The 12,565-nt window shown below is 64.3% G+C and carries 10 protein-coding genes; 3 read left to right on the forward strand and 7 right to left on the reverse strand.

Annotated elements, in window-relative coordinates; translation table 11 throughout:
* Positions 1-7 precede the first annotated feature (7 nt).
* From iolD to IH615_RS14115, 3 genes are all read right to left on the reverse strand, one after another.
* Entirely contained in the window at positions 8-1,855 is a 1,848-nt protein-coding gene (gene iolD, locus IH615_RS14105; protein ID WP_291362590.1) for a 3D-(3,5/4)-trihydroxycyclohexane-1,2-dione acylhydrolase (decyclizing), read from the reverse strand.
* Positions 1,856-2,000: 145 nt separating this feature from the next.
* Positions 2,001-3,938 (reverse strand): 5-dehydro-2-deoxygluconokinase, encoded by a 1,938-nt coding sequence (gene iolC, locus IH615_RS14110; RefSeq protein WP_291362592.1) that lies wholly within the window; start codon positions 3,936-3,938, stop codon positions 2,001-2,003.
* Between the two features lie 170 nt (positions 3,939-4,108).
* Complete coding sequence (locus tag IH615_RS14115) at positions 4,109-4,951, reverse strand: MurR/RpiR family transcriptional regulator (protein WP_291362594.1); 843 nt, start codon at positions 4,949-4,951, stop codon at positions 4,109-4,111.
* 121 nt (positions 4,952-5,072) lie between these two features.
* Between IH615_RS14115 and IH615_RS14120 the strand changes: the two genes are divergently transcribed.
* Both IH615_RS14120 and IH615_RS14125 read left to right on the forward strand, forming a co-directional pair.
* Positions 5,073-6,194 (forward strand): Gfo/Idh/MocA family oxidoreductase, encoded by a 1,122-nt coding sequence (locus tag IH615_RS14120; protein WP_291362596.1) that lies wholly within the window; start codon positions 5,073-5,075, stop codon positions 6,192-6,194.
* On the forward strand, positions 6,191-7,027 hold the full coding sequence (locus tag IH615_RS14125) for a sugar phosphate isomerase/epimerase (RefSeq protein ID WP_291362598.1): 837 nt from the start codon (positions 6,191-6,193) through the stop codon (positions 7,025-7,027). Before IH615_RS14120 ends, IH615_RS14125 begins: the two co-directional genes overlap by 4 nt.
* Here IH615_RS14125 and IH615_RS14130 read toward each other — a convergent pair.
* Entirely contained in the window at positions 7,024-7,899 is an 876-nt protein-coding gene (locus IH615_RS14130) for a LysR family transcriptional regulator (protein WP_291362600.1), read from the reverse strand. The two genes, IH615_RS14125 and IH615_RS14130, sit on opposite strands and share 4 nt — an antisense overlap.
* Positions 7,900-8,033: 134 nt before the next feature.
* Between IH615_RS14130 and IH615_RS14135 the strand changes: the two genes are divergently transcribed.
* Positions 8,034-9,530 carry a CoA-acylating methylmalonate-semialdehyde dehydrogenase gene (locus IH615_RS14135; RefSeq protein WP_291362602.1) on the forward strand — a complete coding sequence of 499 codons (1,497 nt, stop codon included), beginning with the start codon at positions 8,034-8,036 and terminating at the stop codon, positions 9,528-9,530.
* Positions 9,531-9,551: 21 nt separating this feature from the next.
* Here the strand turns inward: IH615_RS14135 and IH615_RS14140 are convergent, their stop codons facing one another.
* The 3 genes from IH615_RS14140 to nirD are packed head-to-tail and all read right to left on the reverse strand — an operon-like array spanning position 9,552 to position 12,557.
* Positions 9,552-11,273 (reverse strand): bifunctional protein-serine/threonine kinase/phosphatase, encoded by a 1,722-nt coding sequence (locus IH615_RS14140; RefSeq protein ID WP_291362603.1) that lies wholly within the window; start codon positions 11,271-11,273, stop codon positions 9,552-9,554.
* Between the two features lie 60 nt (positions 11,274-11,333).
* Positions 11,334-12,167 carry a formate/nitrite transporter family protein gene (locus IH615_RS14145; protein ID WP_291362605.1) on the reverse strand — a complete coding sequence of 278 codons (834 nt, stop codon included), beginning with the start codon at positions 12,165-12,167 and terminating at the stop codon, positions 11,334-11,336.
* Between the two features lie 57 nt (positions 12,168-12,224).
* A complete protein-coding gene (gene nirD, locus IH615_RS14150; protein WP_291362606.1) occupies positions 12,225-12,557 on the reverse strand; it encodes a nitrite reductase small subunit NirD in 333 nt (110 codons plus the stop codon).
* Positions 12,558-12,565 lie beyond the last annotated feature (8 nt).

Here is a 12,565-nt window from a genome sequence, read left to right on the forward strand (position 1 = left end):
TAGCCAGCTACCCCGCGCGCTGCGCCTGCAGGGCCTTTACATAGGCCTCGCGGGCTGCATTGACCTGTGGGCGATCACTCACCTCGGGCACGGCCACGTCCCACCAGTGGCCACCGGCATCGGTGGTAATCAGGGGGTCGGTGTCGATGACGATGACGGCGGTGCGGTCGGCGCTTTCGGTTTCCTGCAATGCCGTTTCCAGTTCGGCGATCGAGCTCACCTTGCGCGCGATTGCGCCCATCGCGGCGGCGTGGGCGGCAAAATCGATTCCGGGCAGGGTGACATGGTGGGTGTCCTTCAACAGATTGTTGAAGTTCGCGCCGCCGGTGGCCATCTGCAGGCGGTTGATGCAACCGAAGCCCGCATTGTCGAGCAGCACGATGGTGAGCTTGGCGCCCAGCATGATCGAGCTGACAATCTCTGAATTCATCATCATGTAGCTGCCATCGCCGACCATGACGACGACGTCGTCATTGGGGCGGGCCAGCTTGACGCCGAGGCCGCCTGCGATTTCGTAGCCCATGGTGGAGAAGCCATATTCCATGTGGTAGCTGCCCGGGCCGCCGGCCTTCCACAGCTTGTGCAATTCGCCCGGCAGGCCGCCCGAGGCGCAGACCAGCGTGGCGCTTTCGCGCGCGCGCTGCACTGCGCCGATCACCTGGGCGTCGGAGGGCAGTTCGGCATTGGTGGAGGCGGTGGCCTGGTCGGCAGCAATCAGCCACTCGTCCTTGCCGGCTTTGGCCTTGTCGGTCCAGGCAGGTTCGGCCTGCCAGCCGGTCAGCGCCTGGTTGAGCGCGTCCAGGCCCACCCTGGCATCGGCGACCAAAGGCAGCGCGTGGTGCTTATGGGCGTCGAAGGGCTGGGTATTGAGGCCGATGATCTTGAGGTTGTCGTTCTTGAACAGCGCCCAGGAGCCGGTGGTGAAATCCTGCAGACGGCTGCCGACGGCGAGAACGACATCGGCCTCCTCGGCCAGCGCGTTGGAGGCGGAACTGCCGGTGACGCCGACCGAGCCCATGTTGAGGGGGTGATCGTGTGGCAGGCTGGATTTGCCGGCCTGGGTTTCCATCACCGGAACGCCATGACGTTCGGCGAAATTGCGCAGGGCCTGGCTGGCCTCGGAATAGAGCACGCCGCCGCCGGCAATGATGACCGGGTTCCTGGCCTGGAGCAGGGCGGCTGCCGCCTCGGCGAATTCGTCGGCATCAGGCATCGGACGGCGGATGTGCCAGACCTTTTCCGCAAAGAAGCTCTCGGGATAGTCATAGGCCTCGGCCTGCACGTCCTGGCAGAGGCTGAGCGTGACCGGACCGCATTCGGCCGGGTCGGTGAACACGGCCATGGCGCGGCGCAGGGCCGGGATGATCTGCTCGGGGCGGGTGATGCGGTCGAAATAGCGGCTGACGGGCTTGAAGCAGTCATTTACGGTGACCGTGCCGTCACCGAAATCCTCGGCCTGCTGCAATACCGGGTCGGGCAGGCGGTTGGCGAAGACGTCGCCGGGGAGAAGCAGGACCGGCAGGCGGTTCACATGGGCCAGGGCGGCTGCGGTGACCATGTTGAGCGCACCGGGGCCGATGGAGGTGGTGCAGGCCATGAAGCGGCGGCGGAAGCTGGCCTTGGCATAGGCGATGGCCGAATGGGCCATGGCCTGCTCGTTCTGCGCCCGATAGGTGGGCAGGGTGTCCTTGATGCCATGGAGCGCCTCGCCGATGCCGGCCACGTTGCCGTGGCCAAAAATGGCGAAGACGCCGCCGAAGATCGGCACGGTCTCGCCGTCGATCACGGTCTTCTGCATGGTCAGGAATTTCGCCACGGCCTGGGCCATCGTGAGGCGGATCGTGTTTGGGCTCATTTGGCCTTGTTCCTCGTAGTAGCGCCTAGACGCTGATAATTCGGTAGACCTCATCCTGAGCTTGTCGAAGGACGAGGTCGTGGCAACATGGTGCTAGATCAACTTCGTGGTTCGACAGGTCACCATGAGGTTGATAGGCAACAGGCTACGCCGCCTTGCTCTCGCCCAGCCGCTCCCATACCTCAACCAGTGCGCCGAACTTGCGGGCCATGTCGGCCACCGCATCCTCGTCGCTTATTGTACCTGCCAGCCAGCTCTTTGCCGACTCCGCAAAGATGGTGCGGCCGACGGCGAAGCCCTTGACGGTGCGGGAGGTGCGGGCGGCGGCAAAGCTGGCTTCGAGCACTTCATGGGAGGCCTCGAGGCCCAGCAGCACCACGCCACGGCAATATGGGTCGTTGGCTTCGATGACCTGATCGATGGCCGCCCAGGCGGCGCGGCTGGCCTGCGGCTCGAGCTTCCACCAATCGGGCTTGATGCCAGCGTCATAGAGTTCGGTGAGGGCGCGGCTGATGGTGTCGTCTGCCAATGTGCCGTGCTTGCCGGCGATGATCTCGACCAGCAGGTCGCGGCCCACCTTGCGTGCAGCCTCATAGGCCGAGCGGAGCTTTTCGACCTGGGCGCGCTTGAGGTCGGCTGGGTCGTCGGGATGATAGAAGCAGAGCACCTTGATGCAGTGATCAACCGGCCAGTCGACCAGCCGCGAGCCGAGATCCTGGCTGAATTCGAATTGCAGCGGCCGTGAGCCCGGCAGCTCGATCGGCTTGCCGATCCAGAAGTCCTTGATGCCGCCAGCGGCGAAGAGCGCTTCGCGGCCATACTTGTCGTCGAGCAGCATGCCGAAGCCGGGCCGGCCATTGGCCACTTTCACGGCGGCCTTGACGGCCAGGGTCTTGAAGGCGGGGATACGCGCCAGCAGCCTGGCATCGCCATTGGCCAGGTCTTCGAGCTGGCTACGATGGTCGATCGCCAGGGCGGTGAGGCTCGGAATGTCGCGGCGGCGGTTCGTCGCCCAGTGAATGTGGTTGAGCCCGGCATCCTTGCGCAGGGCGCGTTCGCTGCTGCCATGGGCCAGGAAATGGCTGAGCTCTTCCCAGCTCGGATATTCCGGGGCGCAGAGCAGGCGGGATACCGCGAAGGCGCCGCAGGCATTGGCCCAGGTGGCGCTGGTGGCGTGGGGTTCGCTCTTCAGCCAGCCGCGCAGCCAGCCGCTCATGAAGGCGTCGCCGGCGCCCAGGACATTATAGACTTCGATCGGGAAGCCCTTGCCGACAATGCCGTGTTCCAGGTCATCGGGAATGGCGCCGTCATAGACAATGCAACCCATGGGGCCGCGCTTCAGGACGATCGTGCCGGAGGATAGGGAGCGGATCGTCCTGAGCGCGGAGAGCAGGTCGGCCTGGCCGGAGGCGATGAGCACCTCTTCTTCGGTGCCGACGATGAGATCGCAATCGGGCAGGATGGACTTGTATTTCTCCGAGACGATGTCGGAGGCGACATAGCGCTCGAAGCCGGCATCGTGGCCGGCCAGGCCCCATAGATTGGGCCGATAGTCGATATCGAAAGCAACACGCGCGCCATTGGCCTTGGCGAGGCGGATGGCCTTTTTCTGGGCGGCCTCGCTGTTGGGGCGGGAGAAGTGCGTGCCAGTGACGACAATTGATCGGGCCGAGGCAATCAGCGCTTCGTCGATATTGCTTTCGTCGAGCGCCATGTCGGCGCAGTCGGTGCGATAAAAGATCATCGGCGAGACGCCTTCGGCCTCGACCGAAAGCAGGACCAAGGCCGTGAGGCGGTTGGGGTCGGTGGCGACGCCCGAGGTTTCGACACCCTCGCGATCGAGCTGTTCGCGGATGAAGCGGCCCATTTGCTCGTTGCCGACGCGGGTGATCAAAGCCGACTTGAGGCCCAGGCGGGCGGTGCCCACGGCGATATTGGCGGGGCAGCCACCAACCGATTTGGCGAAGGTGCCGATATCCTCCAGCCGCGTCCCGATCTGCTGGCCATAGAGGTCAACCGAGGCGCGGCCGATGGTAATGACGTCGAGAGTTTTCGTCCCGTCATCGGGGTGCGCGTTGGTCACGGCAATCCTCCCATGCGGCCTTGGGCCAATATGCAATCATCCAGCGCTGCTGGTTGCAGCAACGAAACACAAATTCTGACTATTCGTCAATCTGGAATATTCATTCCAACACTGGAATTCAACTGTCCCGCCCAGAATGCGATCATAATCCGTTCATCGCGCAGTGTGGCTCAGCCGCGTCGACGCTTTTCGGCAATGGAAACGGTCAGGGCCATGGCGAAGGCCATGCTGGCGGACAGCGAGCGGAAGCCGGCATGGTCGGCCTCCACCACCTCGAACCATTCGGCGGAGCACTCCGCCAGCGGCGAGAAGGCCGAATCGGTGAGCGATACGACGGGAATGCCGCGGGCGGCCATCGAGCGGGCCTGGGCGGCGCTCTCGGACGCGTAGGGAGAGAAGCTGACGGCGAAGGCGGCATCCCTTGCCGTGGCCATGGCCAGCATGTCGTCGTCGATGCCGGCGGAGGTCCCGACCAGTTGGCAGCGCACCTTCAGCTTGCCAAAGGCATAGGCCATGTAGCTGCTAATTGGATAGGAGCGGCGCTTGGCGATGAGGTAGATGGTATCGGCGCCGGCCAGCAACGTCACCGCGCGTTCAAACGCCTCGGGCTCGACGGCAGCGGCAATGGCGTCGATGGAGCGATGCGCCGCTGCGACGAAGCCATTGAAAATGGTGGTGCTTTCGGCGAGCGCCGCGCCATCCTGCTCCAAAATGCGCAGGCGTTCCTCGTAGGACGAAGTGCGTTCGCGCAGGCGGGCGCGAAACAGCAGTTGCAGGCCGGAAAAGCCGTCAAAACCAAAATGCTGGGCAAAGCGCACCAGCGTGGAGGGCTGCACATCGGCCGACAGCGCGATGCTGGCGGCGGTGCCGAAGGCGATTTCGTCGGGATGATCGAGGGCATAGACCGCCACCTGCGTCAGCCGCTTGGGCAACTCGCCCTTGCGTTCGAGAATGGTGGCGCGGAGGGCGTCGAAATCCTGCGGGGGCTGCAATTTGGCTGATGTATCGGGCATGGCGTGCTCTCGCTGTTGTGCCCATAATCCCCAATATGGGGCGGCAATCAAGTCGCGTTAGAAAGCCTATTCCGGAAATGGAATAGATGAACTATTCATTTCGCCAAGGGCGGAGGACGGAATGAAAACAACAATCGGCGTTGGCCTTGTCGGTACCGGCTATATGGGAAAGTGCCACGCATTGGCCTGGAACGGGGTCAAGGCGGTGTTCGGGGACGGTCCCAGGCCGCTCCTGGTCCACTTGGCCGAGGTCAATGCCGACATCGCCCGGCAGCGGGCCGATGAGTTCGGCTTCGCGCGGTCGACGGGCGACTGGCGCGAGCTGATCGCCGACCCTGAGGTCGACGTGGTGTCGGTGACCACGCCCAATGCGTTTCACGCCGAAATGGCCATCGCGGCGCTGGAGGCGGGCAAGCATGTCTGGTGCGAAAAGCCGATGGCGGTGGCGCTCGATGATGCCGAGCGCATGGCCGCAGCGGCCAGAGCGTCGGGCAAGGTGGCGGTGCTGGGTTACAATTATATCCAGAATCCCCTCGTGCGGCAGATCGGCGCCATCCTTAGCGAGGGCACGATCGGGGTGGTCAACCATGTCCGTCTTGAAATGGATGAGGACTTCATGGCCGACCCCGAGGCCCTGTTCTACTGGAAGAGCGAGGCGAGCTCTGGCTATGGGGCGCTGGACGATTTCGGTGTGCATCCCCTGAGCCTGTTGCAGGTGATGTTCGGGCCGGTCACCAGGGTCTTCGCGCATCTCTCCAAGCCCTATGCCGACCGGCCCACCAAAGACGGCACGCGCCGGGCGGTGGAGACGTTCGATATCGCCAGTGTACTGTTTGAGCTGGGTGCGGGGATAAGTGGCGTGATGGCGCTCAGCCGGTCGGCCTGGGGCCGCAAGGGGCGCATCGCGCTGCAGATTTTCGGCAGCAAGGGCAGCGTCGTCTACGACCAGGAGCGAATGAACGAGCTGCAGCTCTATGTCACCTCGGACAAGCCGACGGAGCAGGGCTTCCGCAGCATTCTCGCCGCGCCCCAGCACGGGCCCTATGATCGATTCATTCCGGCGCCAGGGCATGGGCTGGGCTTCAATGATCTCAAGATCATCGAATGCCATGAGCTGCTCAAGGCGATAGAAGGGGAGCAGGCGCGGGTGATCGACTTCGAGACCGGGCTTGGCATCGAACGAGCCGTGCATGCCATGGCGCAGAGTCACCGGGAGCAGCGCTGGGTCGACATAGGGGCATGACGATGCAGAAACTGCTGGTGCTGCAATCGCTTTGGGCGATGCAGGCTCTTCGCGATGTGCCGGTCGAGCGGTCGCTGGAGGAGAATGTCGCCTTGATCAAGGGCGCCGGCTTCGACGGTTTCGGCACGATGTGGGAGGATGACGCGACGGCGCGGAGGAGCGCGGAACTGGCGCGTGCCGAAGGGTTGGTGGTCGAGGGCTTGTGCCTGCCCACCGATATCGGGCAGGTCCCGGCGGCGCTGGAGCGGGGGACCAGATATGGCCTCCATCACCTCAACCTGCAGCTCAATATGCGCCCGCGGACGCTTGCAGAGGCGGTGAGCCTGCTGCAGCGGCTGGAGGCGATGACGGCGCAGGTGGATTTCCCGGTTTATGTGGAGACCCATCGCGGACGGCTGACCAATGACCTGCTGTTCACGCTCGATCTGCTTGAGGCGGTGCCTGATGTGAAGCTGTTGGCGGACCTGTCGCATTATGTGGTGGCGCGGGAGGTGGAACTGCCGGTGTCCGACGAGACCGACCGGCAGATTGGCCAGATTCTGGATCATGCATGGGCCTATCATGGACGGGTCGCGGGGAGTGGGCAGGTGCAACTGCCGCTGAGCTTTGCGCAGCACCAGCCCTATGTGGAGCAGTTTGTCGCCTGGTGGACGCGGGGCTTTGCCAGTTGGCGCCGGCGGGCGGCTGATGACGCGGAACTGAGCTTCATGTGCGAGCTGGGGCCGGGGCCCTATTATGCGATTTCGGGGGGCGATGGCCGCGACCTGACCGATCGCTGGAGCGAGTCGCTGCTGATGCAGAGACTCGTGCGCGACATCTGGAGTGCCGGCTAGAAAATGGCGTGGTCGCGCCGGACAATGTCAGTCAGGAATTCGGCCACGGTGCCGACGCGGCGGATGGAACGCAGGTCTTCATGCACCACGGTCCAGTAGCTGCGCGTCAAGGTGTGCTGCGGCAACACGGGCACCAGATCGGCGTCGGGCCGCGCCATGAAGGCGTGGAGGATGCCGATGCCAGCGCCTGACCGGACCGCCTCGGTCTGGCCCATGGCCGAAGAGACCGCGAGGCTGGAGCGCCAGCCCTTGAGGAACTCGGCGGTGTAGTCGAGCGAGGTGGTATAGAGCAGGTCCTCGACATAGCCGATGAGGCGGTGGTCGGCGAGTTCATCGAGCGTTAGCGGCGTGCCATGCGCGGCGAGATAGGCGCGGGCTGCATAGAGGCCGAGGCGATAGTCGGTCAGCTTGCGGGCGACGAGCCGACCCTCGCGGGGGCGTTCCAGGGTAACGGCTATGTCGGCCTCGCGGCGGGAGAGGGAGAAGGCGCGCGGCACCGGAACCAGCTCGATGCGCAGGCCCTTGTGGCGCTCGGTCAATTCGCCGAGTCGCGGGGCGAGAAAGGCGACGCCGAAGCCGTCGGGCGCGCCAACGCGCACGCTGCCCTCAATGAGGCTATCGGCGCCGGTTGCTTCCCGGGCCGCCAGCATGGCGCTTTCCATCCGCTCGGCATGGACGAGAAAGCGCTCGCCATCCCCCGAAAGCTCCGAACCGTTGGTCTTGCGGGTGAAGAGCTTGCTGCCGAGCGCCGTTTCGAGCGCGGTAAGCCGCCGGGCGACGGTGGCGTGATTGAGCGCGAGGGATTTCGCAGCCCCCAGGATCTGGCCGTGGCGGGCGACGGCGAGGAAAATGCGAACGTCGTCCCAGTTCATTGCGCCTCCTAAGTCCTTCTACCCGCGTTGTGGGCGTGCATGTGCTATAATTTTCGCACAACAGATGCGAAATCTATCGTGTTGCGATGCGTGAGGTGTAGCGCCAAGAGTGTTCCGCAACAAGGGAGACTCTCATGCGCAGCATCGGCCATTTCATCGACGGCGTCGAAACATCGGGCAACAGCGCCGAATTCCAGGACGTGTTCAATCCTGCAACGGGCGAGGTACAGGCGCGCGTGGCCCTTGCCACCGAGGCGGACCTGAACGCCGCCGTGGCTTCGGCCGCCGCCGCCCAGCCCAAGTGGGCCGCCACCAATCCGCAGCGCCGCGCCCGCGTGTTCTTCAACTTCGTGGCGCTGATCAATCGCGACATGGATGCGCTGGCCGAACTGCTGAGCGCCGAGCATGGCAAGACCGTCGAGGACGCCAAGGGCGATATCCTGCGCGGGCTGGAAGTGGCCGAATTCGTGGCGGGCGCACCGCACCTGCTCAAGGGCGAGTTCACCGATGGAGCCGGGCCGGGGATCGACATGTATTCCATGCGCCAGGCTGTCGGTATTGGCGCGGGCATCACGCCGTTCAACTTTCCGGCCATGATCCCGCTCTGGATGCTGTCGCCGGCCATCGCCGCCGGCAATGCCTTCATCCTCAAGCCATCGGAGCGGGACCCGTCGGTGCCGGTACGGCTGGCACAGCTGGCTATCGAGGCCGGGCTGCCCAAGGGCGTGCTCAACGTCGTTCACGGCGGCAAGTCGGTGGTCGACGGCATCCTGCACCACGAGCAGATCGGCGCCGTGAGCTTTGTGGGTTCGACGCCGATCGCCCGCTATGTCTATGCAACGGCCGCCTCCGAGGGCAAGCGCGTGCAGGCTTTCGGCGGGGCCAAGAACCACATGATCATCATGCCCGACGCGGACATGGAAAAGGCTGCCGACGCGCTGATGGGGGCCGGCTACGGCTCGGCCGGCGAACGCTGCATGGCGGTTTCGGTTGCCGTACCTGTCGGCAAGGAGACGGCCGATCGCATCGTTGCTGCTCTCAAGCCGCGCATCGAGAAGCTCAAGGTGGGTCCGGCGACCGACAAGGCATCCGAAATGGGCCCCGTCATCACCAAGGCGTCCAAGGATCGTATCGCGGCGCTGGTGGAATCCGGCATCGCCCAAGGCGCGACCCTGGCGGTCGATGGACGCGGGTTCACGCTGCAGGGCTATGAGAACGGCTATTTCGTCGGGCCAAGCCTGTTCGACAATGTCACATCAGAGATGGACATCTACAAGGAAGAGATATTCGGGCCGGTGCTGTCGGTCGTCCGCGCCAAGACCTATGAGGACGCGCTCAAGCTGACCATGGACAATCCCTATGGCAATGGCACGGCGATCTTCACCCGCGACGGGGACGCGGCGCGGGACTTCGCGGCGCGGGTCAATATCGGCATGGTCGGTATCAATGTGCCCGTGCCGGTGCCGCTGGCCTATCACAGCTTTGGCGGCTGGAAGGCGAGTGCCTTCGGCGACCTCAACCAGCATGGTACGGACGCGATCAAGTTCTGGACCAGGACCAAGACTGTGACCGCGCGCTGGCCATCGGGCATCAAGGATGGCGCCGAATTCCAGATGCCGACCATGAAATAGAAACGGAGTTGGGACGCTGGCCTAGCGTCCCAACAACAGCGTCAGCAGCACGGCGACTGTGCCCGCCAATGCGAGGCAGAGCAGTTGCCAGAACAGCACCGGGTTGCGGACCAGCAGGGAGCGTGGCGGCATGGCGGCGAAGGCTGGATTGGGATGGCGGAGGTCGTAGATGAACTCCGACAGTGCCTCGTAGCGCTGTGCTGGGTCGGGGTGGACGGCCTTTTCGATTGCGCGATCGACCCATTCGGGGATGCGATCGGCGGGTGCGGTCTGATAGCGCAGACGGGTGAGGTTGCTGCGATTGCGCAGCATTGCCGCATCGGCGCCGTAGGGTAGCTGTCCCGTCAGCATCTGGTAGGCAATGACGCCAAGGGAGAACTGGTCGGAGCGGTCGGTGCCGGTGTCGCCGATGCGGTATTCCGGCGCCGCATATTGCACGGTGCCGAGCAGGGCTTCGTTCTCCACCGGCTGGGCCTCGACCACGCCGGCCACCTTGGTGGAGCCGAAGTCGATGATGACAACCGTGCCGGTCCTGTCGATCATGATGTTGTCGGGGCGCAGGTCCTGGTGCACCATTTCCTGGCGATGGAAGGCGTTGAGGCCACGGGCGATCTGCTCGACCAGATCGCGCACTGCGTTGAGATCCGGGCGCGGATTGTCGGTCATCCACTGGGTGAGGGTCTGCCCATCGACATATTCGGTGGCGAGATAGAGGTAGTGACGTTTGCGGTCCTGCTGGTGGATGCGCAGGGCATGCGGCGTATTGAGACGCCGGGCAATCCACTCCTCCATCATGAAGCGACGGAGGAATGTCGGGTCGTCGCGCATGTCGAGACCCGGAACCTTGATCACGGCGACGCGGCCATCGGTGTTGTCCTGGGCTAGAAAGACCTGGCTGCGGCCATTGGCGTGCAGGGGGCGCAGGATGCGGTAGCCGTCGAAATCGGTGCCGGGCTCGATGGGTGGGGGAAGTGGCAGGTCGGCGGACTGACCGAGGAAGTCGGCGGCCTCGCCGCCGGGCAGGGCATCGATGCGGGCGATCTGGATGGTGAGATTGTCAGTGCTGCCATTGCCGAGGGCACGCGTGACAATGTGCCGGGCGGCGGCGTCGAGATCGTCGGGATGATCCTCGATGGCCTCGGCGACAATGGCGCCATCGACATGTTCGTGGACGCCGTCGGTGGTGAGCACGAAGATATCGCCGACCCCGACCGGGACGCTGCGGTAATCGACCTCGACATTGCCACCAATGCCGAGGGCGCGGCCCAGATAGAAGCGGTCTGCGCCGGCGGCGATACGGTGGTCCACCGTCAGTTGCTCGAGTGAGCGGCCGGCGAGCCGGTAGATGCGGGAATCGCCGATGTGGAAGATGTGGGCGGCGCGCGATTTCAGCACCAGCACGCTCAGGGTGCAGACATAGCCGCTATCGACATCATCGGCCTGGCGGGCGCGGGTCTGGGCGTGGAGCCAGGCATTGGTGGCCGAGATGACGCGGTGGGCCGATGTCTTGACCGGCCAGGAGTCGGATGTGTCGTAATAGTCGGCGAGGAAGCTCTTGATCGCCGTCTGGGCGGCGATGGAACTGACGTCGCTGCTGGAGATCCCGTCAGCCAGGGCGATGGCTATGCCCTTGAGGTCGAGCGCCGGTTGGGTCGGGATCAGCGCGCCATAGAAATCCTGATTGGCCGGCTTGAGACCCTTGTCGGAGTGTTGTCCGAGGGAAATGGCGAGGCTGGCGCTCATGAGGCTCCTGGACTGAACAGGCGCCCCGCCATGCGGGACGCCTGTCACAGTGTGTGTAGCCTATTCGGCGGGAGCATACTTGAGCGAAGCAGCGCGCTGCGTGGCTCGGCTACCATGGGTGGCGTAGAGCGCCAGCCCGACAAAGGCGAGGCCGCCGACCATGTTGCCGATGACCGTGGGGATTTCGTTCCAGATCAGGTAGTCCATGATCGAGAACTGGCCGCCCAGCATGATGCCCGAGGGGAAGAGGTACATGTTCACGATGGAATGCTCGAAGCCCATGTAGAAGAACAACATGATGGGCATCCACATGCCGATGACCTTGCCGGATACCGAGGTCGACATCATGGCGGCGACGACGCCGGTCGAAACCATCCAGTTGCAGAGCACGCCACGGATGAACAGGGTCAGCATGCCGGCGGCGCCATGGGCGGCATAGCCGACGGTGCGGCCTTCGCCGATATGGCCGATCTTTTCGCCGATGGCATCGGGCGCCTGGCTGAAGCCGAAGGTGAAGATGATGGCCATCATCACCGCAACCGTGAAGGCGCCGGCGAAATTGCCGGTGAACACCAGACCCCAGTTGCGCAGCACGCCCGCCAGGGTGACGCCGGGGCGCTTGTCGATGAGGGCGAGGGGCACGAGCGTCATGACGCCCGTCAGCAGGTCGAAGCCCATGAGGTAGAGCAGGCAGAAGCCGACCGGGAACAGGATGGCGCCGGCCAGCGGCTGGCCGGTCTGCACGTTGATGGTGATGGCGAAGGCCGCAGCGAGCGCCAGGATGGCGCCGGCCATATAGGCGCGGATCAGCGTGTCGCGGGTGGACATGAAGACCTTTGCCTCACCGGCGTCGATCATCTTGGTCACAAATTCTGAAGGTATGACGTAGGCCATTTTTACTCCCTGCCGCAGGCACCGCCTGCGGCTCCTTATTGACGGTAATGAACTAAGCTATTCGGCGGCGACCAGGTCGGCCGTGAACGCCATGAAAATGCGACCATCGACCAGGTCGATGGGGTAGGTCTTGACCTGGCCCTCGTCAGCGCCGAGGGCCTGGCCGGTGGTGAGGTCGAAGACCCAGTTGTGCAGCGGGCAGGTGACGGAGGCGCCGTGAACGATGCCTTCGCTGAGCGGACCATGCTTGTGCGGGCAGCGGTTTTCGATGGCGAAGACCTGGTCTTCCTGGGTGCGGAAGACCGCGATCTTGCCGGCCGGAGTGTTGACGCAGCGCGAGCCGCGGCGGGGAATGGCGTCGATGGTGCCGATCTCGATCCAGTCGCTCATGAAGGCTC

Origin of the sequence: Devosia sp. (assembly GCF_014860165.1) — a bacterium.
Classification (GTDB): Bacteria; Pseudomonadota; Alphaproteobacteria; order Rhizobiales; family Devosiaceae; genus Devosia.